This is a genomic window from Tepidimonas sp. (assembly GCF_029335975.1).
In the GTDB taxonomy this organism is placed as follows: Bacteria; Pseudomonadota; Gammaproteobacteria; order Burkholderiales; family Burkholderiaceae_C; genus Tepidimonas.
The window spans coordinates 13,435-37,613 of record NZ_JARJMT020000074.1; the positions used below are offsets into that span (position 1 = coordinate 13,435).

Annotated in this window: 18 protein-coding genes and 2 pseudogenes; 18 read left to right on the forward strand and 2 right to left on the reverse strand. The window is 67.5% G+C overall.

The window, feature by feature from the left end; all coding sequences use genetic code 11:
• Positions 1–70: 70 nt before the first annotated feature.
• The 14 genes from P3W97_RS04095 to P3W97_RS04160 all read left to right on the forward strand — a co-directional run bounded on the left by P3W97_RS04095 (position 71) and on the right by P3W97_RS04160 (position 17,398).
• Complete coding sequence (locus P3W97_RS04095; RefSeq protein ID WP_300844031.1) at positions 71–1,087, forward strand: branched-chain amino acid ABC transporter permease; 1,017 nt, start codon at positions 71–73, stop codon at positions 1,085–1,087.
• A gap of 19 nt (positions 1,088–1,106) precedes the next feature.
• Complete coding sequence (locus P3W97_RS04100) at positions 1,107–2,399, forward strand: branched-chain amino acid ABC transporter permease (protein ID WP_300844033.1); 1,293 nt, start codon at positions 1,107–1,109, stop codon at positions 2,397–2,399.
• 1 nt (position 2,400) lies between these two features.
• Complete coding sequence (locus tag P3W97_RS04105) at positions 2,401–3,201, forward strand: ABC transporter ATP-binding protein (RefSeq protein WP_300844035.1); 801 nt, start codon at positions 2,401–2,403, stop codon at positions 3,199–3,201.
• Positions 3,202–3,237: 36 nt separating this feature from the next.
• Entirely contained in the window at positions 3,238–3,936 is a 699-nt protein-coding gene (locus P3W97_RS04110) for an ABC transporter ATP-binding protein (RefSeq protein ID WP_300844037.1), read from the forward strand.
• A gap of 122 nt (positions 3,937–4,058) precedes the next feature.
• On the forward strand, positions 4,059–6,176 hold the full coding sequence (locus P3W97_RS04115; protein WP_300844039.1) for a 3-hydroxyacyl-CoA dehydrogenase NAD-binding domain-containing protein: 2,118 nt from the start codon (positions 4,059–4,061) through the stop codon (positions 6,174–6,176).
• 28 nt (positions 6,177–6,204) lie between these two features.
• Complete coding sequence (locus P3W97_RS04120) at positions 6,205–7,380, forward strand: acetyl-CoA C-acyltransferase (RefSeq protein WP_300844040.1); 1,176 nt, start codon at positions 6,205–6,207, stop codon at positions 7,378–7,380.
• On the forward strand, positions 7,380–9,224 hold the full coding sequence (locus tag P3W97_RS04125; RefSeq protein ID WP_300844043.1) for an acyl-CoA dehydrogenase: 1,845 nt from the start codon (positions 7,380–7,382) through the stop codon (positions 9,222–9,224). The genes P3W97_RS04120 and P3W97_RS04125 overlap by 1 nt, the downstream gene beginning before the upstream one ends.
• A gap of 52 nt (positions 9,225–9,276) precedes the next feature.
• Complete coding sequence (locus tag P3W97_RS04130) at positions 9,277–10,068, forward strand: SDR family oxidoreductase (RefSeq protein ID WP_300844045.1); 792 nt, start codon at positions 9,277–9,279, stop codon at positions 10,066–10,068.
• Positions 10,069–10,205: 137 nt separating this feature from the next.
• On the forward strand, positions 10,206–11,225 hold the full coding sequence (locus P3W97_RS04135) for an NADP-dependent oxidoreductase (protein ID WP_300844047.1): 1,020 nt from the start codon (positions 10,206–10,208) through the stop codon (positions 11,223–11,225).
• 17 nt (positions 11,226–11,242) lie between these two features.
• Complete coding sequence (locus P3W97_RS04140; protein ID WP_300844049.1) at positions 11,243–12,160, forward strand: SDR family oxidoreductase; 918 nt, start codon at positions 11,243–11,245, stop codon at positions 12,158–12,160.
• Between the two features lie 118 nt (positions 12,161–12,278).
• Positions 12,279–14,645 (forward strand): Tex family protein, encoded by a 2,367-nt coding sequence (locus P3W97_RS04145; protein WP_300844051.1) that lies wholly within the window; start codon positions 12,279–12,281, stop codon positions 14,643–14,645.
• Positions 14,646–14,657: 12 nt separating this feature from the next.
• The gene (locus P3W97_RS04150; RefSeq protein WP_300844053.1) at positions 14,658–15,485 is read left to right on the forward strand and encodes an HDOD domain-containing protein; all 828 of its coding nucleotides are present in this window, start codon (positions 14,658–14,660) and stop codon (positions 15,483–15,485) included.
• Between the two features lie 9 nt (positions 15,486–15,494).
• Positions 15,495–16,301: an HDOD domain-containing protein gene (locus P3W97_RS04155; protein WP_300844055.1), complete on the forward strand. Its 807-nt coding sequence runs from the start codon at positions 15,495–15,497 to the stop codon at positions 16,299–16,301.
• Positions 16,298–17,398, forward strand: a complete 1,101-nt coding sequence (locus P3W97_RS04160) for a patatin-like phospholipase family protein (RefSeq protein ID WP_300844057.1) — start codon at positions 16,298–16,300, stop codon at positions 17,396–17,398. The genes P3W97_RS04155 and P3W97_RS04160 overlap by 4 nt, the downstream gene beginning before the upstream one ends.
• Before the next feature lie 169 nt (positions 17,399–17,567).
• On the opposite strand, the pseudogene P3W97_RS11040 reads toward P3W97_RS04160, so the two are convergent.
• Positions 17,568–17,729, reverse strand: a pseudogene (locus tag P3W97_RS11040) (iron-containing alcohol dehydrogenase); the annotation flags it as partial.
• On the opposite strand from P3W97_RS11040, the pseudogene P3W97_RS04170 reads away from it, so the two are divergent.
• The 3 genes and pseudogenes from P3W97_RS04170 (at position 17,699) to P3W97_RS04180 (ending at position 21,422) form a co-directional block, all read left to right on the forward strand.
• A pseudogene (locus tag P3W97_RS04170) lies at positions 17,699–18,246 on the forward strand (alpha/beta hydrolase). The pseudogenes P3W97_RS11040 and P3W97_RS04170 overlap by 31 nt on opposite strands.
• 146 nt (positions 18,247–18,392) lie before the next feature.
• The gene (locus P3W97_RS04175) at positions 18,393–20,726 is read left to right on the forward strand and encodes a YgiQ family radical SAM protein (RefSeq protein ID WP_300844059.1); all 2,334 of its coding nucleotides are present in this window, start codon (positions 18,393–18,395) and stop codon (positions 20,724–20,726) included.
• A 27-nt stretch (positions 20,727–20,753) separates the two neighbouring features.
• Positions 20,754–21,422: a thermonuclease family protein gene (locus tag P3W97_RS04180; RefSeq protein ID WP_300844061.1), complete on the forward strand. Its 669-nt coding sequence runs from the start codon at positions 20,754–20,756 to the stop codon at positions 21,420–21,422.
• Positions 21,423–21,476: 54 nt separating this feature from the next.
• On the opposite strand, the gene P3W97_RS04185 is transcribed toward P3W97_RS04180, so the two are convergent.
• A complete protein-coding gene (locus tag P3W97_RS04185) occupies positions 21,477–23,069 on the reverse strand; it encodes an NAD(P)H-hydrate dehydratase (protein ID WP_300844063.1) in 1,593 nt (530 codons plus the stop codon).
• A 206-nt stretch (positions 23,070–23,275) separates the two neighbouring features.
• On the opposite strand from P3W97_RS04185, the gene rpsB reads away from it, so the two are divergent.
• On the forward strand, positions 23,276–24,019 hold the full coding sequence (gene rpsB / locus P3W97_RS04190; protein WP_300844065.1) for a 30S ribosomal protein S2: 744 nt from the start codon (positions 23,276–23,278) through the stop codon (positions 24,017–24,019).
• The last annotated feature ends 160 nt before the right edge of the window (positions 24,020–24,179 follow it).

Sequence of the window (24,179 nt, forward strand, 5' to 3'; positions counted from 1 at the left end):
GCGAAAGGGGGCGTGCTGGACTGTTGTCCACCGCCGCCTTCCATCGACCCTTTGATGTGAAGCTCCTGCCATGGAATTCGTCATCGTTTCCCTGCTCAACGGGGTGAGCTATGGGCTGCTGCTGTTCATGCTCAGCTCCGGACTGACCCTGATCTTTTCCATGATGGGGGTGCTCAATTTCGCCCATGCGAGCTTTTACATGTTAGGGGCGTACTTCGGTTATTCCCTGTCCGGTGTCCTGGGTTTTTGGCCGGCGCTGCTGATCAGCCCCGTGCTGGTCGGGGTGGCCGGGGCGCTGTTCGAGAAGTACAGCCTGCGCAAGGTGCACAAATTTGGCCATGTGCCGGAGCTGTTGATCACCTTTGGCTTGTCGTACGTGGTGCTGGAGCTGGTGCAGCTCGTCTGGGGCCGCACGGCAGTCGATTTCCGCCCGCCAGAGCTCCTTCAGGGGCCCGCCTTCACCCTCATCCACACAGCGCAGGACACGATGGCTTTCACCTGGGGGCGCGCGGCGGCGGAGTTGTGCCAAGGCGCGGTGTGCACGCCGTTCCCGGCCACGCGGGCTTTCATGATGCTGGTGGCGGTGGGGATGCTGGTTGGCTTGTGGCTGCTCATCACCCGCACCCGTGTGGGGCTGGTCATCCAAGCGGCGCTGAGTCACCCGCACATGGTGGAGGCGCTGGGGCACAACGTGCCGCGCGTGTTCATGATGGTGTTCGGGGCCGGCACGGGGCTGGCGGGTCTGGCCGGCGTGATCGGTGGCAGCACCTTCGTGACGGAGCCGGCCATGGCGGCGACGCTGGGTTCGCTGGTGTTTGCGGTGGTGGTGATTGGCGGTCTGGGGTCGTTGCCTGGGGCCTTTCTCGCGTCGCTGCTGATTGGCGTGATCCAGACCTTCGCAGTGGCGATGGACCACTCGATCGGGTCGCTGCTGGAGGGGCTGGGCCTGGCCCTGTCGGAGTCGATGCGCCACAAGGATTTCCTGCGGCTGACGCTGTCACAGGTGGCGCCGGTGCTGCCCTATCTGTTCCTCGTGCTGATTCTGATCTTCCGTCCCAAGGGATTGTTGGGTACGCGCGACCACTGATCCCTGTGAGGCGAGAACCATGAGCAAGGCTTACTACCAGTTCAAGCCCTACAACGTCGGGCGCTGGATCATCTGGACCCTGTTTGCGCTGGTGCTGCTGTTGGCGCCGCAGGTGTTTACCAGCAACCTGTCGATCAGCATGTTGGCGCAGATGGGCATCGCCATCATCGCTTGCCTGTCGTACAACCTGCTGCTCGGCCAAGGCGGCATGCTCAGCTTCGGCCATGCGGTCTACAGCGGGCTGGGCGCTTACGTGGCCATCCACACGCTGCTCAAGGTGTCCGCAGGGGAAATGGCGGTGCCGGTGTCGCTGATACCGCTGATCGGGGGCGTGGCGGGCCTTTTCTTCGCCATGCTTTTTGGCTACGTCACCACCAAAAAGTCGGGTACCCCTTTTGCCATGATCACGCTCGGTGTGGGCGAGCTGGTGTTCGCACTGTCGTTGATGTTTTCGGATTTCTTCGGAGGCGAGGCGGGTATCAGCGCAAACCGCGTGGTCGGCGACCCGGTGCTGGGCATCACCTTCGGCCCAGCGGTGCAGGTGTACTACCTCATCGCCATCTACACCTTTGTGTGCGTGGCGGCCATGTACGCCTTTACCCGCACACCGCTCGGGCGCATCCTGAATGCCGTGCGCGACAACCCGGAGCGGGTGGAGTTCATCGGCTACAACACCCAGGTCGTGCGCTACCTGGCGTTCATGATTGCCGGATTCTTCGCCGGCATCGCGGGCGGCTTGGGTGCGATCCAGTTCGAGATCGTCACGGCCGAGGTGGTGGGGCCGGTGCGATCGGGCGCCTATTTGCTGTTCACCTTTTTGGGCGGGGCGACGTTTTTCTTCGGGCCCATCATCGGCGGCGTGCTGATGGTGCTGGCGCTCGTGCTGCTGTCCGAGCTGACGAAAGCCTGGCTGCTGTACCTGGGGCTGGTGTTTTTGTTCATGGTGATGTATGCGCCGGGTGGCATCGCCAGCCTGATCATGATGAATCTGCGGGTGGCAGCGTTTGGTCGGCTGCGCGAGCTGTGGGTCAGCTACCTGGCCCTGGCCGTGACGGGGCTGGTGGCCCTGTTGGGGGCGGGCGGCGTCATCGAGATGGTGTACCACCTGCAGCTCAATGCGGCGATCGGCCCCGAGGTGAAGTACTTGGGCGCGATGCTCAACACCGCAGCGCTCGAGAGCTGGTTTGGCTCGGTGTTCGTGATGCTGACGGGCATCGGCCTGTTCGAGGTGACACGCCGGCAGTTCCGCGAGCACTGGAGCGAGATTCAGATCGACATCGAAAAGGAAATCAAACGGCGGGAGATGGCCTGACATGCATCCCACCCCCAACCCCTTGGACATCCCTGTGCTGGAGCTGCGCAACGTCTGGAAGCGCTTTGGCAAGACCGAAATCATCCGCGGCGCCAATCTGGCGGTGCGCGCCGGCGAGCGCGTCGCGGTCATCGGGCCCAACGGCGCCGGCAAGTCCACGCTGTTCAACCTGATCAGCGGGCGCTTCGAGCCCTCCAGCGGCGAGATCCTACTCAACGGCCAGCGCATCGACGGCAAAAAGCCTTTTCAGATCAACCGGTTGGGGCTGAGTCGCAGCTTTCAGATCACCAACATCTTCCCCAAGCTCAGCGTATTCGAGAATCTGCGCTGCGGGGTGCTGTGGAGCCTGGGCTACCGCTATACCTTTCTGAGGTTTCTGGCCGATTTGGACGATGCCAATGAGCGCGCCGAGCAACTGCTGGATCGCATTGGGCTGCACAAAAAGCGTGACACCCTGGCGATGAACCTGACCTATGCCGAGCAGCGCGCGCTGGAGATCGGCATCACCATCGCCGGTGGTGCCAACGTGATCTTGCTCGACGAACCCACCGCGGGCATGAGCAAGAGCGAGACGCGGCGCTTCATCGAGCTCATCCGCGAGGTGACGCAGGGCAAGACGCTGCTGACCGTGGAGCATGACATGGGTGTCGTGTTCGGTTTGGCCGACCGCATCGCCGTCGTCGTGTATGGCGAGGTGATCGCCTTCGACACGCCCGAGGCGGTCAAGAACAATCCGCGCGTGCAAGAGGCCTACCTGGGCTCGGTGCTGGCCGAGCAGCAGGCCGCCGAAGCCGCGCACTGAGCCGCGACGCGGCGCCGCAACCCCCTTCGCTCCACCATGCTCGAAATCGACAACCTCCACGCCTTCTACGGCAAGAGCCACGTGCTCCACGGTGTGCATTTCAAGGTGGCGCCCGGCGAGATCGTGGCGCTGCTGGGGCGCAACGGCTCGGGCCGTTCGACCACGGCCAAGGCCATCATGGGCCTGGTGGACGCCGAGGGTGACATCCGCTGGAAGGGCCAACGCATCACTGGCCTCAAGCCCTATGAGGTGGCCCATCTGGGCATCGGCTATGTGCCCGAGAGCCGCGACATCTTCCCCAAGCTGACCGTGCACCAAAACCTGATGCTGGGGCAGAAGCGTGCCGGCAAGGGCGGTCGCTGGAGTTTTGACGACATGTACGCGATGTTCCCGCGCCTGAAGGAGCGTCAGCACACGGAGGCGGGGGTGATGTCCGGCGGCGAGCAGCAGATGCTTACCCTCTGCCGCACGCTGATGGGGGATCCGGACCTCATCATCATCGACGAGCCCACCGAAGGGTTGGCGCCCAAGATCGTCGAGCTGGTCGCCGAGTATCTGCGCACGCTCAAGGCCAAAGGGGTGTCGGTGCTGCTGATCGAGCAGAAGTTGACGATTGCCTTGCAGATTTCGGACCGTGCGCTGGTCATGGGGCACGGCAGCATCGTCTTCGATGGCACGCCCGAGGAGCTCCAGGCCAACCCTTATGTGCGCAAGGAGTGGCTGGAGGTGGGCTGAGCTCACAGTCAGCAGACAAACACGCGACACCCGGTGGTGGGCGGCGGGCCACTGGCGACCTAAAATTCCTCAAAACCGAACGATCGTTCAGTTTTGTCTGTCATCGCTTTCGAGGAGGCACCATGACCGCTCATTACCAGGTCCACGGCGACGTGGCCGTAATCACCCTGGACAACCCGCCCGTCAACGGGCTGGGCTCGTCTACCCGCCAAGCCATCGCTCAAGGGCTGGACCGTGCGAACGAGGATTCTGGCGTGCGCGCCATCGTGCTGACTGGGGCCGGCAAGGCCTTCTCGGGCGGGGCGGACATCAAAGAGTTCGGCTCGCCCAAGGCCTACCAGGACCCGAATCTGCTGAGCCTGATTCTGGCGCTGGAGCATTCGGCCAAGCCGGTTGTGGCGGCCATCCACAGCGTCTGTATGGGTGGTGGGCTGGAGCTGGCGCTGGGCGCGCACTACCGCATCGCCGCGCCAGGCACCAAGGTGGCGCTGCCGGAGGTGAAGCTCGGCCTGATCCCCGGCGCGGGCGGCACGCAGCGCCTGCCGCGTGTCATTGGGGTGGAGGCGGCGCTCAACATGATCGTCAGCGGCGAGCCGGTGGCGAGCGAGCTGCTCGCGAGCCTGCCGGGACAGAAGCTGTTCGACCGCATGGCGACCTCGGCGGCGTCGCTGCTGGATGAGGCGCTGGCCTTGGCGCGCGAGGTGGCAGCGCAGCATGCCACGGGCGCACCGCTGCCGCTGGTGCGCCACCTGCCGTGTCGGCATCCACAGGGCGACGCTTATTTCCAGTTCGCGCGCAACATGGTAGGCGCGCAGGCCAAGCACTACCCGGCGCCGCTCAAGTGCATCGACGCCGTGCAGGCGGCCACGACCCAGCGGTTCGACGATGGGCTGGCGCATGAGCGCGAGATCTTCGTCAACCTGATGAACACCCCGGTGAGCATGGCGCTGCGCTATCTGTTCGTGGCCGAGCGTGCCGCCAGCAAGATCGCCGATGTGCCCGAGGACACGCCGCAGCGCGAAATCCGCCAGGTCGCCGTGATCGGGGCGGGCACCATGGGCAGCGGTATTTCGATCAACTTCCTGAACATCGGACTGCCAGTGACGATTCTGGAGACCAAACCAGAGGCGCTCGACCGCGGCGTGGCCCACATCCGTTCGGTGTACGAAGGGCAGATCAAGAAGGGCAAGCTCAAGCCCGAGCAGATGGAGCAGCGCCTGGGCCTGCTGCGCACGACGCTGTCGTACGACGACATCCGCGATGCCGATATCGTCATCGAGGCGGTGTTCGAGGACTTGGAGGTCAAACGCCAGGTGTTCGAGCGGCTCGACGTCGTGATGAAGCCGGGCGCGATCCTGGCCACCAACACCTCGACGCTGGACGTCAACAAGATTGCCGCCTTCACCAAACGGCCGCAGGATGTGATCGGCACACATTTCTTCAGCCCGGCCAACGTCATGAAGCTGCTGGAGGTGGTGCGTGGGGCAGCCACCGCGAAGGATGTGCTGGCCACCGTGATGGCCCTGGGCAAGAAGATCAAAAAGACCTGCGTCGTCAGCGGCGTGTGCGACGGCTTCATCGGCAACCGCATGATCGAGCAGTACAGCCGCCAGGCCGGCTTTTTGCTGGAGGAGGGCTGCACGCCCGAGCAGGTGGACCGCGCGATCGAGAAGTTTGGCTTTGCGATGGGGCCATTCCGCATGGGTGACCTGGCTGGCAACGACGTGGGCTGGTACATCCGCAAACGCCGTTATGTGGAAAAACCCCACCTGCGCTACTCGCCGATCGCCGATCGCCTGTGCGAGATGGGGCGCTTTGGCCAAAAGACCGGTGCGGGCTGGTATGACTACCAGCCGGGCAAGCGCGATGCCATTCCCAGCCCGGTCGTCAACCAGATGATCGAGGATTACCGCAAGGAGCGGGGTATCACCCCGCGCAAGATCAGCGACGAGGAGATCGTGCAGCGGCTGGTGTTCGCGCTGGTCAACGAGGGCGCGCACATCCTGGAGGAAAAAATCGCCGCGCGCGCCAGCGACATCGACATGGTGTACCTGACCGGCTACGGTTTTCCGGCCTGGCGCGGCGGGCCGATGCACTATGCCGAGCAATTTGGCCTGTTCAATGTGGTGCAGGCGATGAAGCGCTTTGCCAAGAACCCGCACGACGATGCCGCTTTCTGGCAGCCCGCGCCGCTGATCGTCCGCCTGGTTGCCGAAGGCAAGGGTTTTGCCGCCGCCTGAGACCAGCCGCACTTCCGGAGAATTGAAAATGAGCAAAGCTGTCATCGTTTCGACCGCCCGCACGCCGCTGGCCAAAAGTTGGAAAGGCTCTTTCAACATGACCCACGGGGCCACGCTGGGTGGACATGTGGTGCGCGCTGCCATCGAGCGCGCACGCATCGACGCTGCCGAGGTCGAGGACGTCATCATGGGCTGCGCCAACCCCGAGGGCGCAACGGGCATGAACATCGCGCGCCAGATCGCGCTGGCTGCGGGCTGTCCGGTCAGTGTTTCGGGCTTGACCGTCAACCGGTTCTGCTCTTCCGGGCTGCAGACCATTGCCCTGGCCGCCCAGAGCATCATCGCGGGCGAGGGCGAGATTTACGTCGCTGGCGGGGTGGAGAGCATCTCGTGCGTGCAAAACGAGATGAACAAGCACATGCTGTTCGACCCCGCTTTGGTGGCCCGCAAGCCCGAGATCTACTGGACCATGCTGCAGACTGCCGAGCAGGTGGCCAAGCGCTACGGCATCACGCGCGAGCAGATGGACGAGTACGGTGCGGCCAGCCAGCAAAAGGCATGCGCCGCTGCGGCCGCGGGCAAGTTCGACGACGAGATCGTGCCCATCACCGTCACCGCGGGGGTGTACGACAAGCAGCGCGGCCTGATCACGCGCGAGGTCACCGTCTCCCGCGACGAGGGGCTGCGCGAGGGCACGACCGTGGAGGCCATCGCCAATATCAAGCCGGCCTTGCCCGGCGGCGTGGTGGCGGCGGGCAACGCCAGCCAGTTTTCCGACGGTGCGGGCGCCTGTGTGGTGATGGACGAGAAGGTGGCCGAGCGCAAGGGGCTGCAGCCGCTGGGCCGCTTTCTGGGGTTTGCAGTGGCCGGCTGCGAGCCGGATGAGATGGGCATCGGTCCCGTCTTCGCCGTGCCCAAGGTGCTGGACCGGCTGGGCCTGACGGTGGGCGACATCGACCTGTGGGAGCTCAACGAGGCCTTTGCGGTGCAGGTGCTGTATTGCCGCGATCGCCTGGGCATCCCGGCCGATCGGCTCAACGTCAACGGCGGGGCGATCGCCATCGGCCACCCGTACGGGGTATCGGGGCAGCGCCTGACGGGCCACGCGCTCATCGAAGGCAAGCGCCGCGGTGCCAAACGCGTGTGTGTGACCATGTGCATTGGCGGTGGCATGGGTGCGGCCGGCGTGTTCGAGGTGCTGTGATGACCCAGGGTTTGCGTACAGCCATCGACTTTTTGTTGTACGAGTGGCTGCAGGCGCAGACCCTCACCACTCGAGAGCGCTTCGCCGATCACTCGCGCGAGACGTTCGATGCGGTACTCGACACCTGCGAGCGTATCGCGCGCGAAAAGTATGCGCCCTTCAACCGGCTGGTGGATACGGAGGAGCCCCGCTTCGACGGCGAACGGGTGATCCTGCCGGCCGCCACGCACGAGGCGTGGCGTGCCTACGCCGACAGCGGCATGCTCAGCGCCGCGCAGGACTACGCCATGGGCGGCATGCAACTGCCCTACACGGTGGAGGCGGCGGGCAATGCCTTCTTCGCGGCGGCTTCCGTCAGCATCGGAGCGGGCATGCTCACGGTAGGTAACGCCAATTTGCTGATGGCGCACGGGACCGAAGCGCAGCGCCGCGCCTTCGCGCGGCACGCGTTTGCCGGGCGCTTTTCCGGCACCATGTGCCTGAGCGAGCCGCAAGCCGGCTCCAGTCTCAGCGACATCGCCACGCGGGCGGTGCCCGACGGCGATGATTACGAGGCCGATCCCCTGGGGCCCCGCTACCGACTGCGCGGCAACAAGATGTGGATTTCGGCTGGCGAACACGAGCTGACCGAGAACATCGTGCACCTGGTGCTGGCCAAGATCCCTGGCCCCGATGGTCGGCTGCCAGCGGGGGTGAAGGGGATTTCGCTCTTCATCGTGCCCAAAAAGCTCGTCGATACCGAGGGCCGATTGACCGGCGAGCGCAACGACGTGGCCCTGGCCGGTCTGAACCACAAATGCGGCTGGCGCGGCACGACCAACACTTTGCTCAATTTTGGTGAAGGCCGCTATCCGGTGCGTGCCCCGGGTTTGGACGGTCGCGGTGCCGGCGCCATCGGCTACCGCGTCGGCGAGCCGGGGCAGGGTCTGCGCTATATGTTCCACATGATGAACGAGGCGCGCATCGGGGTCGGCATGGCCGCTGCCATGCTCGGCATGGCCGGCTATCTGGCGAGTCTGGACTACGCGCGCAACCGCCCGCAGGGGCGCCCGATGGGCCCGGCTGGCAAAGACCCGGCCCAGCCACCCGTGCGGATCATCGAGCACGCCGATGTCAAGCGCATGCTGCTGGCCCAAAAGGCCTATTGCGAGGGTGCGCTGGCGCTGGAGCTCTACTGCGCGCGCCTGGTGGACGAACAGCGCACCGGCGATGCTGCAGCGGCCGACGAGGCGCGGCTGCTGCTGGAGGTGCTGACCCCGATTGCCAAGAGCTGGCCCAGCGAATGGTGCCTGGAGGCCAACAGCCTGGCCATCCAGGTGCACGGCGGCTATGGCTACACACGCGATTTCCCGGTGGAGCAGTACTGGCGCGACAACCGCCTCAATATGATCCACGAAGGCACGCACGGCATCCAAGCGTTGGACCTGCTGGGCCGCAAGGTGTTGCTGGAGGAAGGGCGGGGCCTGCAGTTGCTGGGCGCGCGCATCGCCGCCACCATCGGGCGCGCCCGTGGGGTGTCGGCTCTGGCCGTGTACGCGGATGCACTGCACCGCGCCTGGGATGCGGTCCGTGCCGCTACGCAGGCGGCCTGGGCGGATGGCGACCCGGTGTCGGCGCTGGCGAATGCGGTACCGTATCTACAGGCCTTTGGTCACATCATGCTGGCCTGGATCTGGCTGGATGTGGCGCTGGCCGCCGCTGGCCGCGACGATGCCGCCAACCGCGGACGACTGCAGGCCTGCCGGTATTTCTTCCACTACGAACTGCCCAAGACCGCAGCGTGGCTGCAGGTCGTGCGTGAGCGCGATCTGACCTGCGCCGAGATGCCCGAAGACGCCTTTTGAGCGTTTGAGGGTTTGCCCCTTCCGAAGCCTAACACCCCAAGGAGACCTCGACATGCCCCGCACGATTGCGCAACTGTTCGACCTGAGTGGCCGCACGGCCCTCGTCACCGGCGGCTCGCGCGGCCTGGGCCTGCAGCTGGCGCAGGCGCTGGGCGAGGCCGGCGCCAAGGTGATGTTGACCGCCCGCAAGGCCGACGAGCTGGAGCAGGCCACGGCCCAGCTCCAGTCGCAAGGCATCGATGCGCGCTGGATCGCCGCCGACTGTGCCCGCGAGGACGACATCCATCGGCTGGTCGCCGAGACGCTGCAGCGCCTGGGCGACATCGACATCCTGGTCAACAACGCGGGCGCCGCCTGGGGCGCACCGGCCGAGGAGCATCCCCTGGAGGCCTGGGACAAGGTGATGAATCTGAACATCCGCGGCTACTTCATCCTCAGCCAGTACGTGGGCAAGCACAGCATGATCCCGCGCCGCCGCGGCAGCATCGTCAATGTCGCCTCGATCGCCGGCCTGGGCGGCAACCCGCCGGATATGAAGACCATCGCCTACAACACCTCCAAGGGCGCGGTGATCAACTTCACCCGTGCGCTGGCGGCGGAGTGGGGGCGCTACGGCATCCGCGTCAACGCCATCTGCCCGGGCTTCTTCCCCAGCAAGATGACCCGCGGGACGCTGCAGGCCATGGGCGAGGAGCGCCTGGCGGCCCACGCGCCGCTGCAGCGTTTGGGCGACGACGAGGACCTCAAGGGCACGGTGGTGCTGTTCGCGTCGGACGCAGGCAAACACATCACCGGGCAGTGGCTGGCCGTGGACGGGGGCGTCAGTGCCGTCACGGGCGGCTGACCTGGCGTTCAGTGCCCGCATCCCCTGGGTCGAGCGGCTGGGTTTTCGGCGGCGGCGCTGGACGCAGGGTGGGGAGGAAACGGTCTTGCCCGCCCCAGCGCGGGATCGCCCGCCGCTTTTTTATGGAGTCGTGTCCCATGCCGATGAACAAACAAATCCTTCTGGTCAGCCGCCCCCAGGGCGAGGCCACTGTTGACAACTTCCGCCTGGTGGAGACGCAAACGCCCGCGCTGGCCGACGGTCAGGTTCTGGTGCGTCACCACTACCTTAGCCTGGATCCCTACATGCGCGGGCGGATGAACGAGGGTAAGAGCTACGCGGCAGCGCAGCCGCTGGGCGAGGTGATGTTGGGCGGCACCGCCGGCCAGGTGGTGGACAGCCGCCATCCGCGCTATGCGATCGGCGATTGGGTGGTTGGTATGGGTGGCTGGCAACAGTACAGCGTGGTCGATGCCGATCAGCCGGGACTGTTGCGCAAGGTGGATGTCTCGCGCGTGCCGCTCAGCCACTACTTGGGCGCAGTGGGCATGCCGGGAGTGACGGCTTGGTACGGGCTGGTCAAGATCATCGACCCCCAGCCGGGCCAGACGGTGACCGTCAGCGCCGCCAGCGGGGCTGTCGGTAGCGCGGTCGGGGTGCTGGCCAAGCAGCGCGGCTGCCGCGTGGTCGGCATCGCCGGTGGGCCCGAAAAATGCGCCTATGTGCGCGACGAGCTGGGCTTTGACGACTGTATCGACTACCGGGCGCACCGCGATCTGGGCGCGCTGGCGCGTGCGCTGAAGGCGGCCTGTCCGAACGGCATCGACGGTCACTTCGAAAACGTCGGCGGCACCGTGCTGGATGCGGTGATGCTGCGCGCGAATGCGTTCTCGCGCGTGGCTTTGTGTGGGATGATTGCCGGCTACGACGGCCAGCCGCTGCCGATGCTCAACCCGTCGCTGATTCTCATCAATCGCATGCGCATCGAGGGCTTCATCGTCAGCGAGCACATGGAGGTGTGGCCGCAGGCCCTGGCGGAGCTCGGCGAGCTGGTCGGCAGCGGGCGTTTTCGCCCCCGCGAGACCGTGGCGCAGGGCATCGAGTCGGCACCCGAGGCGTTTTTGGGGCTGCTCAAAGGCCGCAACTTTGGCAAGCAGCTCGTCAAGCTGGTGGATTGATCCGAGAGGCCACGCCCATGCTCACCGACTTTGCCGGCCGCACGGCCGTCATCACCGGGGCCGGTTCCGGCTTCGGGCTGGAGGTGGCGCGCATCGCGATGCAGCGCCGCATGAAGCTGGTGCTGGTGGATGTCCAGCCCGACGCGCTGGAGCGCATCCGCGCCGAGGCCGAGGCGGCTGGCGTGCCGGTGCTGGCGCAGCGCGTCGATGTGGCGGACGCGGCCCAGATGGACACACTGGCCGAAGCCGTGCAGGCCCGCTTCGGGGCACCGCACTTCGTCTTCAACAACGCCGGGGTGGCCGCTGGCGGGCTGGTCTGGGAAAACACCGTCGCCGACTGGCAGTGGGTGCTGGGCGTCAACCTTTGGGGCGTGATCCACGGCGTGCGCATCTTCACTCCGATGATGTTGGCCGCGGCGCAGGCCGATGCCGCCTGGCGCGGCCACATCGTCAACACCGCCAGCATGGCCGGGCTGCTGACACCGCCCAACATGGGGATTTATAACGTCAGCAAGCACGCGGTGGTGGCGCTGACCGAAACGCTGTACCAGGACCTGAGGCTCGTCACCGACCAGGTCGGCGCGAGCGTGTTGTGTCCGTACTTCGTGCCGACCGGCATCAGCCAAAGCCAGCGCAACCGCCCGACAGACCTGCCCTCGGCTGCCCCGACGCGCAGCCAGCTGATTGGCCAGGCCATGAGCGAGAAGGCGGTCAGCAGCGGCAAGGTCACGGCCGCAGAGGTCGCGCAGCAGGTGTTCCAAGCGATAGAGCAAGACCGCTTCTACATCTACAGCCACCCGCACGCGCTGGCGCCGGTGGCGCAGCGCCTGCAGGCGATTGTCGAGAGCCGCAACCCACCCGATCCTTTTGCCGAGCGGCCGGAGGTCGGCGCGCAGCTGCGCGCGGCGCTGCGCTCCCCGTGCCCGGCAGGGTAGACGATAGCGATGCCGCCAACGAGCTAACCGTGCTCCGAGGGCACAAGTGGCGCACGACGATGTCGATCGCGTAGCCGGCGCGCATGGCACACTTCGCCACTTCGCATCCAACTACCCCATGCCATCGACCGTGAGCACGACGATCGTTGCCCGCCTCGCCGACGAGCTCGGCGTGCGCGCCGCCCAGGTGCAGGCCGCCGTGGACCTGCTGGACGGCGGCGCCACCGTCCCCTTCATCGCCCGCTACCGCAAGGAGGCCACCGGGGGCCTCGACGACACCCAGCTACGCCAGCTGGAGCAGCGCCTGACCTACCTGCGCGAGCTGGAGGAGCGCCGCGCTGCCATCCTGCGCAGCATCGAAGCGCAGGGCAAGCTCACCCCCGAGCTGCGCGCGGCGCTGGAGGCTGCCGCGACCAAGCAGGATCTGGAAGACCTCTACCTGCCGTACAAGCCCAAGCGCCGCACCAAGGGGCAGATCGCGCGCGAGGCGGGGCTGGAGCCGCTGGCCAATGCCCTGTGGGCGAATCCGACGCTGGACCCGCACGCCGCCGCCCAGCCCTACGTGAAGGAGGCCAAGGGCGAGGACGGCAGCGATTTCACCACCGTGGCCGCGGTGCTGGACGGCGTGCGCGACATTCTGAGCGAGCGCTGGGCCGAGGATGCCGCGATCGTTCAGCCGCTGCGCGAGTGGCTGTGGGCCGAGGGGCTGCTGCGCAGCCGGCGCATCGAGGCGCGCAACCCGGACGACCCGGAGGTCGCCAAGTTCCGCGACTACTTTGAGCACGACGAGCCGATCGCGCGCGTGCCGTCGCACCGCGCGCTGGCGATGCTGCGCGGCCGCGCGCAGGAGGTGCTGGACCTGCGCCTGGCGCTGCCGCAGGAGGCGCCGGCCGGCCAGCCCTCGGTGGCCGAAGGGCGTCTGGCGCGGCTGCTGGGCTGGAGCCACCAGGGCCGCGCCGCCGACGACCTGCTGCGCCGCTGCGTGGCCTGGACCTGGCGTGTCAAGCTGAGCCTGTCGATCGAGCGCGACCTGTTTGCCCGTCTGCGCGAGCAGGCCGAGGCGGTGGCAATCCAGGTGTTCGGCGCCAACCTGCGCGACCTGCTGCTGGCCGCCCCGGCCGGTGCGCGCCCGACGATGGGGCTGGACCCCGGCATCCGCACCGGCGTCAAGGTGGCGGTGGTGGACGCCACCGGCAAGGTGGTGGACACCGCCACGGTCTATCCGTTCGAGCCGCGGCGCGACGTGGAAGGGGCGCTGGCGACGCTGGCTGCGCTGGTGCAGCGCCACGGCGTGGAGCTGATCGCTATTGGCAACGGCACCTCCAGCCGTGAGACCGACCGGCTGGTGGCCGAGCTGCTGCAGCGCCTGCGCCACGGTGGGGCGGGGCTGCTGCCGCAAAAGGTCGTCGTCAGTGAGGCCGGCGCCTCGGTCTACAGCGCCAGCGAGCTGGCTGCGCAGGAGCTGCCGGATCTGGATGTCAGCCTGCGCGGGGCGGTCAGCATCGCGCGCCGGCTGCAGGATCCGCTGGCTGAGCTGGTCAAGATCGACCCCAAGAGCATCGGCGTCGGCCAGTACCAGCACGATGTCAACCAGGCGGCCCTGGCCCGCACGCTGGATGCCGTGGTGGAAGACTGCGTCAACGGTGTGGGGGTGGACCTGAACACGGCCAGCGTGCCATTGCTCGCGCGCGTCTCCGGCCTGTCCGCGGCGACGGCGCGTGCCGTGGTGCGCTGGCGTGATGCCCACGGGGCCTTTCGCCACCGGCAGCAACTGTTGCAGGTCACGGGGCTGGGGCCCAAGACCTTCGAGCAGTGCGCGGGCTTCCTGCGCATCCGCGGCGGGGACAATCCGCTGGACATGACCGGTGTGCACCCGGAGACCTATCCCGTCGTCGAGCGCATCCTGGCTGCGGCCGGGCGCCCTATCGAAGCTGTGATCGGCAAGGCCGATGTGTTGCGCATGCTCAAGCCCGAAGCCTTCGCCGACGATCGCTTTGGTGCGATGACGGTGCGCGATATCCTGAGCGAGCTGGAAAAGCCTGGGCGCGACCCCCGGCCGGACTTCCGGGTTGCGCGCTTCGACGATACGGTGCAGGATCTGAAGGATCTCAAGCCCGGCATGGTGCTGGAGGGCGCGGTGACCAATGTCGCGCAGTTCGGCGCCTTCGTCGACATCGGCGTGCACCAGGACGGGCTGGTGCACGTCAGCCAATTGGCCAACCGGTATGTGGCCGATGCGCGCGAGGTGGTCAAGGCCGGCGACATCGTGCGCGTCAAGGTGCTGGAGGTGGACTTGCCGCGCCGGCGCATTGCGCTGACCATGCGGCTGGATGCGCAGCCGGGACAGACGCCGTCCGCGCGGAGCGCCGGCGGGGCCGGCAACGGGGCCGGGGGTGCCCGCGTACGCGCCCGCCCGGCCGAGCCGGCCGCCACGGCCATTGCGTCGGCTTTCGCCAAGCTACAAGGGCTGCGGCAGCGCGGATAATCCTAGCCTGACATGACGCTCGACGAACTGCTCACCCAGGCCAAAGCGATCCCGAGCATCCCGCGTGTGATCTCGGAGGTCACGGCCGAGCTCGGCCGCGACGATCCCGATCCCCGCCACATCGCCGATCTGGTCGCCACCGACCCGGGGCTGACGGCGCGCCTGCTCAAGCTGGCCAATTCGGCCTTTTTTGGGTTGACGCGGCAGATCGACAGCGTAGGTGAGGCGATCACGGGGCTGGGTTTCAACCACCTGCGCACCCTGGTGCAGGCGATGGCCCTGGGCAGCAGCTTCAAGGCCGTGCCCGGCGTCAATCTGGAGCAATTCTGGCGCTACAGCCTCAACACCGCCAAAATTTGCCGGCCACTGGCGCGCAGCCTGCGCCTGCCGGAGGGGGCCGCCTTCACGGCGGGGCTGGTGCATGCCGTCGGCGACCTGGTCATGCACATCGGCATGCCAGACGCCGTCGCCAAGATCGACTGGCGCGTCTCCCCGTTCGACATGAAGCGCGCCGAGGTCGAACAATTGGTGCTGGGCTACACCTACGCCGACGTGAGCGCGGCCTTTGCCCAGCGCTGGGATTTTCCCGATGTCATCGTCAAAGCGCTGCGCCACCAGCTCGTCCCATTCGAGGGTGATATCTACGAGCCGCTGGCCGGGGTCATCCACATGGCGTCGTGGCGCGCGCGTGCGCAGGAGATGAATCTGGACCGCGACGCGATGGCCGCAACCTTTCCGGACGTGGTGGCGATACTGCTCGGTCTGAGCCTGGAAACCGTGCTCGACAAAGATCCCCAGGAATGGACCTCGGCTGGTGAACTGGCCGCCTTTTTGCATTGAGGGCCGGCGATGCGACTGCAGGCCCTGCTTCAGCGACCGGATGCGCTGCCCGTGGTGCCCGAGGTGGCCGCGCGCTTGATCGCCACTTTTGGGCGTGACGAGGTCGACCTCAACGCCGTGAGCGCCGACATCGAGCGCGACCCCGCCCTCGTGGCGCGTTTGTTGCAGCAGGCCAATTCGGCCTTTCTGCGGCTGCTGCGGCCCGTGTACAGCGTGCGTGAAGCGGTGACGGTGCTCGGGCTGCATCAGGTGCGGGCGCTGGTGCTGGCCGCAGCGGTGCAAAGCCGCTTTCCAGCCCCGCCGGGCATCGATCTGGAGCGCTTTTGGGCATACAGCTTCGTTGCGGCATCGGTGGCCCGCCGAGTGTGCGCCCCGCGCCGGCTGGACGACAACGTGGCCTTCACCGCCGCGCTGCTGCACGCCGTGGGCGAACTCGTCATGCACCAGACCCTGCCCGAGGTGATGCGCGACCTGGACCGCGAGCGGCCCTGGTTTGTCCTGGATCGCGCCGGTGCGGAGTATCAAGCGCTGGGCTACTCCTACGCTGAGGTGGGCGCGGCGCTCGCGCAGCACTGGCGCTTGCCGCGGGTGCTGGTGCAGGCCATCGAGCACCATGTCGATCCGCTGCAGCGCGAATCGGCGGAGCCGCTGGCCGCCGTCGTCCATATGGCGGCCTGGCGCGCCCGACTGTGGACGCAGGGCAATCCGCGCGATGACCTGATCCACACCTACCCCGACGCGGTGGGCGAGCTGCTGCAGTTGGACCCCGACTCCGTGGTCGACCCCGACGGGGTGGATGTCGAGGGCGGGGCATGAGCCGGGCGTTGCGCATCCACGCTGGCCCGGCGGCGCTTGCGCACCTGCGCCGCGACGGGTTGCAACCTGCGGCGGTCGGTGTGATTCCCGGTGCCGCCGGCGGGCCCAAGGGGTTGATTCTGGGGCCGTTGGACCGCTTTTTGTTTGGCGAGTGGCTGCCTCAGGGCGGCCATGCGGTGGATCTGGTGGGCGCGTCGATCGGGGCCTGGCGCATGGCCACCGCCTGTTTAGACGACCCCGTGGCGGCCTTCGAGCGGCTGGAGCGGGACTACATTGCCCAGAACTACGAAGTCGAGCCGGGGCGCAGCCGCCCCACGCCAGAGCGCGTCAGCGCGACCTTTGCTCGCAATCTGCGCAATTTTTTCGGGGCCCGCCTGGCTGAGGTACTGCACCATCCGCGCTACCGGCTCCACATCGTCACATCGCGGGGCCGCCACCTGCTCGGCCACGAGGGGCGCTGGCGCACACCGCTGGGCTACGCCGGCGCTTTTCTGACCAATGCGCTGCGCCGACGCGCCATGGGGGCCTGGTTGGAGCGGGTGGTGTTCTCCGCCCCGGTGGCCGGCCCTGGATGCGGCGGCGGCCTGCCGGCGCTGCCGTTCGACCCCACGGACTACCGCACGCGCCAGGTGCCGCTGCTGGCGGACAACTTCATGCCCGCGCTGCAGGCCAGCTGCTCGATCCCGTTCGTGCTCCAGGCGGTGCACCACATTCCGGCGGCCCCACCCGGCGCGTACTGGGACGGCGGCATCACCGACTACCACCTGCACCTGCGCTGGCGCCCGGCGCGCGGGCTGGTGTTGTACCCGCATTTCCAGCGGCAGATCATCCCGGGCTGGCTGGACAAGGGCCTGCGCTGGCGCCACCGTCCCACGGCCGCGCTGGAGCACACCATCGTACTGTCGCCCGACCCGGACTGGGTGCGGCGGCTGCCCAATGGCAAATTGCCTGATCGCACGGACTTTCCGCGCTATGGCCTCCACCTGGCCGAGCGCATGCAGGCGTGGCAGACCGCCGTGCGCGAGGCGCAGCGCCTGGCCGACGAATTCGCCGCCTGGCTGCAGCGGCCCGATCCGGCCCGCGTCGAGCCGCTCTGATCGGGCGGCGGCCGTACAACCCAGCCCCGGGCGCCGCTCACATCGACGCTTCGAGTATCGCGCGGTAGTCGTCGCGGGTGGCCAGCCGCGGGCTGGTCTTGTGGCCGTGGTCGGCCATCGCCCTGTCGATGATGCGCTCGAACATCGCCGGCGTCACCCCCATGTCGGCCAGCCCGGCGGGCAGGCCAAGCGTCAGGTCAGGGTCCAGGATGGCGGCGCGGGGCAGCAGGTGCCAGCTGTGAAAACCCAGTTTACGCCCATCATCGACGATCAGGATCGCGCCGCGTGACAATTCGCCCCATGACCCCCTCCCATCCACGCCATTGGTTGACCCCCGCCATGCGTGGGGTGCTGGATCGCATGGCCCGCGCGGGGCGGCCGCCCATGCACGCCCTGACGCCCGAGCAGGCGCGGGTGTTTTACGAAGCCGGCGCCCACGTGCTGGACCTGCCGCTGCACCGCATGGCGCGGGTGGAGGCGCTGACCATCCCGGCCCGCGATGGCGCTGCGCTGGCGGCCGAGCGTGGCTGCGCGGTACTGCCGCCGGGCTGGGGCTCGATCCGAGGTGCATCGCCGTCGGCGGCGACAGCGCCGGCGGCACCCTGGCGCCGGACTTCGGCGGCGTGGCGCCGGCCTGGATCGGCTTGGCGGAGTGCGACCCGCTGGTGGACGAAGGCATCCAGCTCGCCGATGCCCTGCGCATGGCGGGTGTCCCGGTGGACCTGGAGATCTACCGCGGTGTGACGCACGAATTCATCAAGATGGGTCGCCTCATTCCCGAGGCCCTGCGTGCACATCAGGACGCGGCGCGCGCCCTGCGGCAGGCGTTTGGAGGCGCTGATGTATGAGGTCCGGGTGGCCCGTGCGGTACGGCGCGCCGCAACGGACGCCCCGCCGCTGTCTCCCTCACCCCGGCGGGGCTGTTCGTCGCACCGGCCGCGGCCGACGCCTCCCCAGCGTAAACTGCGCCATTTTGCTGCGGACGCCCGCCCCTATGAATGCTTCGGTCGACGTCTCTTTCTTCCCGCGCCACGCCAAGCCGCTGACCAGCTACAAGCCGTACTGGGCCAAGCGCTTCGGGGTGGCCCCCTTTCTGCCCATGAGCCGCGCCGAGATGGAGGCGCTGGGCTGGGATTCCTGTGACGTCATCCTGGTCACCGGCGACGCCTATGTGGACCACCCGAGCTTTGGCATGGCCGTGATTGGCCGCGTGCTGGAAGCACAGGGCTTTCGTGTCGGCATCATCGCCCAGCCCGACTGGCACAGCGCCGAAGCTTTCAAGGCCCTGGGCCGTCCCAACTTGTTCTGGGGGGTGACGGCGGGCAACATGGACTCCATGATCAACCGCTACACGGCCGATCGCAAGATCCGCTCCGACGACGCCTACACCCCGGGCGGGCAGGGCGGCCGCCGCCCGGACCGCGCCGCCATCGTCTACAGCCAGCGCTGCCGCGAGGCGTACAAGGACGTGCCCATCCTCCTGGGCGGCATCGAGGGCAGCCTGCGCCGCATCGCCCACTACGACTACTGGAGCGAGACGGTGCGCCGCTCCATCGTGCTTGACAGCAAATGCGACCTGCTGCTGTACGGCAATGCCGAGCGCGCCCTGGTGGAAGTGGCCCACCGCCTGGCCCGGCGCGAACCGATCGAATCCATCACCGATGTGCGCGGCACCGCCTTCGTGCGACGCGCCACGCCGCAGGGTTGGTTCGAAATCGACTCCACCGAGGTGGATCAGCCCGGCCGGGTCGATGCCCATGTCAACCCGTACCTGATGGTCTCCGAACAGGCCAAGGCCCGGGGCCAGACCTGCGCGCGGCAAGGTGATGTACAGCCCCCAGCCGACGCGCCCCAGGACGCGCCAGCGCAGCCACTGCATTTCGTGGCCCATCCAGCCTTGCCGCACCGGGGCCGCCCGCCGCGCGAGCGCACCGTCATTCGCCTGCCGAGCTACGAGCAGGTCAAGGCCGACCCGGTGCTCTATGCCCATGCCAACCGCGTGCTGCATCTGGAGACCAACCCCGGCAATGCCCGCGCCCTGGTGCAGGCGCACGGCAGCGGGCCGGCCGCCCGCGACGTGTGGATCAACCCGCCGCCCATTCCCCTGACCACGGCCGAGATGGACTGGGTGTTCGGCCTGCCATATGCGCGCAGCCCGCACCCCGCTTACGCCGACGAGCGCGGCCGCCACGACGGCCCCACCAAGATTCCCGCGTGGGAGATGATCCGCTTCTCGGTCAACATCATGCGCGGCTGCTTTGGTGGCTGCACCTTCTGCTCCATCACCGAGCACGAGGGCCGCATCATCCAGAGCCGCTCCGAGGACTCCATCCTCAAAGAGGTGGAGGAGATTCGCGACAAGGTCGCGGGCTTTACCGGCGTCATCTCCGACCTGGGCGGCCCCACGGCCAACATGTATCGCCTGGGCTGCAAAAGCCCCGAGATCGAGGCCGCCTGCCGCAAACCAAGCTGCGTCTATCCGGGCATCTGCGCCAACCTCACCACCGATCACGGCCCGCTGATCCGCATCTACCGCCGTGCCCGCTCGCTGCCCGGCATCAAGAAAATCCTGATCGGCTCCGGCCTGCGCTACGACCTGGCGGTCAAAAGCCCCGAGTACGTCCGGGAGCTGGTGCAACACCACGTGGGCGGCTACCTCAAAATCGCACCCGAGCACACGGAGCCCGGTCCCTTGTCCAAGATGATGAAGCCGGGCATTGGCAGCTACGACCGCTTCAAGCAGTTGTTTGACAAATTCAGCGCCGAAGCGGGCAAGGAGCAGTATCTGATCCCGTATTTCATTGCGGCCCATCCGGGCACCAGCGACGAGGATATGCTCAACCTGGCGCTGTGGTTGAAGAAAAACGGCTTCCGCGCCGATCAGGTGCAGACTTTCTACCCCAGTCCGATGGCCACGGCCACGGCCATGTACCACACCGGGCTCAACCCGCTCAAAGGCATTCACCGTGACGAGCGGGCCGAAGTCGTCGATGTCGTCAAGGGCGAAAAGCGTCGCCGCCTGCACAAGGCGTTTTTGCGCTACCACGACCCCAACAACTGGCCGCTGCTGCGCGAGGCACTCAAGCGCATGGGCCGCGCGGACCTGATTGGCAACGGCAAGCATCACCTCGTTCCCACCTACCAACCTCTGACCGGCGGAGCTTATCAGAGCCCACGGCGGGCCAATTCCACTCCCCCCGGGGGGCGGGCGCGGGCGGCGGCGGGATCCCGTCGCGCCTCCCAGCCGGCCAAGGGCCAGCTGCTGACCCAGCACACCGGCTTACCCCCGCGGGTCACGGGGGGCGAGTCCAGCGGCAAGCCCACGTAAGCCGCCCGATGGCACACCCGCAACGACATGGCCAAGTTGGGTGATGGGGTAGCGCGGCGGATCGGCCATCAACGCCAAGCCGACCGAGGCGGCTACGCACGCTACGCGATGCCCTGGATGGCCTTGGTCGGCGCACTGTGGCTGGCCGCCTGTGGCGGACCAAGACCGTCGGGTACGCCGTCTCAAGCCAGCACGCAAACCGTGACTGTGGTGTCGGTGCACGATGGCGACACGGTGCGCGTGCGTGACGCCAGGGGTCAAGAACAGACGGTGCGGCTGGCCACCATCGATGCCCCGGAGCTCGACCAACCCTACGGCCCACAGGCGCGCGAGGCGTTGCGTGAGCGAGCCTTGGGGCGCGCGGCAACCCTGGAGCCCCGCGGCCGTGATCGGTATGGCCGCACCCTGGCTGTGTTGTGGTTGCCTACAGATCCCCAGCCGCAGGACCTGGCCCTGTGGTTGGTGGAGCAGGGCTGGGCTTGGCATTACACGGCCCACGCGCGGGAGCAGCCCCTGACCGAGCGCTGGCGCTATGCGCTCGCCGAAGCCCTGGCCCGCAGCAGTCGAAAGGGCTTGTGGGCCCAGCCCGACCCGCAGCCTCCCTGGACCTGGCGGCGCGCGCAGCGCAGCCGCACGCCCGTGCTCGGGCATCGCAGACCCGACTCCCTTCCCGCCTCTGCACCGACAGGCGATTGATGGAGGCCACACGCGGACACCGTTGTGGGCGGTCGTGCCCCCTGCCGCTGTGCATCAGGCGATGAGATCGGTGGCGGTCGCTGGCCAGTCCCGTGCCCATTGCTGTGCGAGCCGACCATGGGCAGCCACCGCCTCGCCGACGGCGGCAGGCAGGTCGTCCGCGTCACCGTGGGCCAGCCGGGCCCCGATCAGACCGGCCAGCACATCCCCGGTGCCTGCGCTGGCCAGCAGACCATCGCCGCTGGCATTGACGAAGGGGGGCGCATCTGGCGCGGCGATGACCGTGCCGCTGCCTTTGAGTACGACAGTGGCGCCGAGCCGGTGCGCCAGTGCCCGGGCCGCGCCCAATCGGTCGGCCTGCACATGCGCGACGTCGGTGCCGAGTAGGCGCGCCGCCTCCAGCGGGTGGGGGGTGAGGACGGTGCACCAACCCGCGGCACGCCGCTGCGCCCAGAGGGCGTCCGGGGCCGTCTCGTTGAGACTGCCCTCGCGTGCCGCAGGGCCAAGGGCGTTGAGCGCGTCGGCGTCGAGCACCAAACGCGGCGCGCGGGCCAGCATCACGGGCAGCATCTCGGCCATCGACGCGCCTGCGCCGCAGCCGGCCACCACCACCGCTCGCTCCGGCAGGCTGGATGCCAGCACGGCCTGGGCAGTGCGCAGCATCAGTGCGGGTTGCCCGCTATCCCATGGCGGCAGGTTGGCCTCGCCGTTCAGCAGTCCGACATACACCCGTCCAGCGCCCGCGCGCAAGGCGGCGCGCGCCGCCAGCACGGCAGCGCCGGCCATGCCGATGCCGTCGCTGGCATTCGGCAACTGGCCGCCCACGACGACGACATCCCCCCGGCTGCCCTTGTGGCTGGCGTGCGCCTGGCGCAATGTCGGCACATCGGGCCAGCGCTTGGGCGCAGCCAGCCAGGCATCGGGCGCGTGGTGCGGGGCCGGGGCCACGCCCAGGTCGTCGAACCAAATCGCTTCGCCCGCACAAGCTCGGCCCAGCCCTGTGAACAACCCGGGTTTGAGGGTCAGCAGCGAGAGGGTGATGCGCGGTGCGCCAGGCTGCGGCGGCGTATCGATCCACCAGCGCCCGGTATCGCCATCCAGTCCGCTGGGCAGGTCCACACACAGGGTGGGTACCGGGCAGCCGTGCAACCAGCGCAGAATATCCCGCGCTGGGCCGTCCACGGGGCGTGACAGCCCCAGGCCAAAGACCGCGTCGATGATCAGATCGGCCGATGTTGCCGGCGGGGTAGGGGTCTCGATCACATCGACCCCGGCAGCGTGCGCCTCGGCCCAGGCCCAGCGGGCATCCTCCGGCATTCGGGCGGCGGGGCCCAGCGGCCAGACCCGCACGCCGGCACCAGGGGTGCCACGCAGATGGCGTTTCAGCAGGGCGGCGGCCAACCAGCCGTCCCCGCCGTTGTTGCCGCCCCCTGTCAACACCAGCACGCGACGTGCGTGGGGGCGCCAGGCTCGCGCCAGCCGCGCCACCGCCTGGCCGGCGCGTTGCATCAGCGTGTGCGGGGGGAGGCCCGCCGCCGCCTCCCGCTCGATGAGACGCGATGCAGCGCTGCCGTACAACGGCCACCGCCGGGCCGAGCCCTGCGCTGCGCTCGCCATGCCATCGCTGCTCGGTACGATACGCTCCATGCGTGCGCAGTATAGGGGGCAGAGAGAGCTTCCGGGCGAAGGCCCCGGGATCGGGCTATAATCCGGGAGTTTTGCTAATCGCCCCCATGAGGCGGTGTAGGTGAAACCATTCGCGAGACGGCCCCTCCGGGTGTCGGTGATGGCGGTTCATCTCGCCAGCCGATCCGGGCCGGCTTCAGACCCAACCTCAGGAACGAAAGACAATCATGTCCATTTCCATGCGCGAAATGCTGGAGGCCGGTGTCCACTTTGGCCACCAGACACGCTTCTGGAACCCCAAGATGGCCCCTTTCATTTTTGGCCATCGCAACAAGATTCACATCATCAACCTCGAAAAAACGGTCCCGCTGTTCGAGGAAGCCCGCAAGTTCGTGCGCCAGCTCACCGCCAACGGTGGCACCGTGCTGATGGTGGGCACCAAGCGCCAGTCTCGCGATCTGGTGGCAGCTGAGGCCCGTCGCGCTGGCATGCCTTACGTCGATCAGCGTTGGCTAGGCGGCATGCTGACCAACTTCAAGACCGTCAAGAGCTCCATCAAGCGCCTCAAAGACATGCAGGCCCAAAAAGAAGCGGGTCTGGACAGCATGTCCAAAAAAGAGCAGCTGCTGTTCAACCGTGAGCTCGAAAAGCTCGAGCGCGACATCGGCGGTATTCAAGACATGACGGCACTGCCGGATGCGATCTTCGTGATCGATGTGGGCTACCACAAGATCGCCGTGGCCGAGGCCAAGAAGCTGGGCATCCCCGTCATTGGCGTGGTAGATACCAACCACTCGCCGGAAGGCATCGATTACGTGATTCCGGGCAATGACGATTCCGCCAAGGCGGTCGCCATTTACGCCCGAGGTATTGCCGATGCGGTGCTGGAGGGTCGCAACGCGGCCTTGAATCAGGTCGTGCAGGCCGCGCACAGCGGTGACGACGAATTCGTCGAGGTCGAGGAAGCCTAAACCGTGGCCGCACGGTAGTCGAAGGGGCTGCGCGCCCCTTTTTTGTCACCGTGCGGACACACGTCAGAGATTACATTCGGGCGGCGTGTGCCGCCCACAGGAGCATTACGATGGCAGCTATCACCGCTAGCATGGTCGCGGAACTCCGCGCCAAGACCGA

What these genes read in the sequence shown, in the direction of transcription:
- P3W97_RS04100 (WP_300844033.1), top strand. Translation starts at nt 1,107, where the DNA reads ATGAGCAAGGCTTACTACCAGTTCAAGCCCTACAACGTCGGGCGCTGG.
- P3W97_RS04140 (WP_300844049.1), top strand. Translation starts at nt 11,243, where the DNA reads ATGCTCACCGACTTTGCCGGCCGCACGGCCGTCATCACCGGGGCCGGT.
- P3W97_RS04120 (WP_300844040.1), top strand. Translation starts at nt 6,205, where the DNA reads ATGAGCAAAGCTGTCATCGTTTCGACCGCCCGCACGCCGCTGGCCAAA.
- P3W97_RS04110 (WP_300844037.1), top strand. Translation starts at nt 3,238, where the DNA reads ATGCTCGAAATCGACAACCTCCACGCCTTCTACGGCAAGAGCCACGTG.
- P3W97_RS04185 (WP_300844063.1), bottom strand. Translation starts at nt 23,069, where the DNA reads ATGGAGCGTATCGTACCGAGCAGCGATGGCATGGCGAGCGCAGCGCAG.
- P3W97_RS04145 (WP_300844051.1), top strand. Translation starts at nt 12,279, where the DNA reads ATGCCATCGACCGTGAGCACGACGATCGTTGCCCGCCTCGCCGACGAG.
- P3W97_RS04175 (WP_300844059.1), top strand. Translation starts at nt 18,393, where the DNA reads ATGAATGCTTCGGTCGACGTCTCTTTCTTCCCGCGCCACGCCAAGCCG.
- P3W97_RS04150 (WP_300844053.1), top strand. Translation starts at nt 14,658, where the DNA reads ATGACGCTCGACGAACTGCTCACCCAGGCCAAAGCGATCCCGAGCATC.
- P3W97_RS04160 (WP_300844057.1), top strand. Translation starts at nt 16,298, where the DNA reads ATGAGCCGGGCGTTGCGCATCCACGCTGGCCCGGCGGCGCTTGCGCAC.
- P3W97_RS04115 (WP_300844039.1), top strand. Translation starts at nt 4,059, where the DNA reads ATGACCGCTCATTACCAGGTCCACGGCGACGTGGCCGTAATCACCCTG.
- P3W97_RS04095 (WP_300844031.1), top strand. Translation starts at nt 71, where the DNA reads ATGGAATTCGTCATCGTTTCCCTGCTCAACGGGGTGAGCTATGGGCTG.
- P3W97_RS04155 (WP_300844055.1), top strand. Translation starts at nt 15,495, where the DNA reads ATGCGACTGCAGGCCCTGCTTCAGCGACCGGATGCGCTGCCCGTGGTG.
- P3W97_RS04135 (WP_300844047.1), top strand. Translation starts at nt 10,206, where the DNA reads ATGCCGATGAACAAACAAATCCTTCTGGTCAGCCGCCCCCAGGGCGAG.
- P3W97_RS04105 (WP_300844035.1), top strand. Translation starts at nt 2,401, where the DNA reads ATGCATCCCACCCCCAACCCCTTGGACATCCCTGTGCTGGAGCTGCGC.
- rpsB (WP_300844065.1), top strand. Translation starts at nt 23,276, where the DNA reads ATGTCCATTTCCATGCGCGAAATGCTGGAGGCCGGTGTCCACTTTGGC.
- P3W97_RS04130 (WP_300844045.1), top strand. Translation starts at nt 9,277, where the DNA reads ATGCCCCGCACGATTGCGCAACTGTTCGACCTGAGTGGCCGCACGGCC.
- P3W97_RS04125 (WP_300844043.1), top strand. Translation starts at nt 7,380, where the DNA reads ATGACCCAGGGTTTGCGTACAGCCATCGACTTTTTGTTGTACGAGTGG.
- P3W97_RS04180 (WP_300844061.1), top strand. Translation starts at nt 20,754, where the DNA reads ATGGCCAAGTTGGGTGATGGGGTAGCGCGGCGGATCGGCCATCAACGC.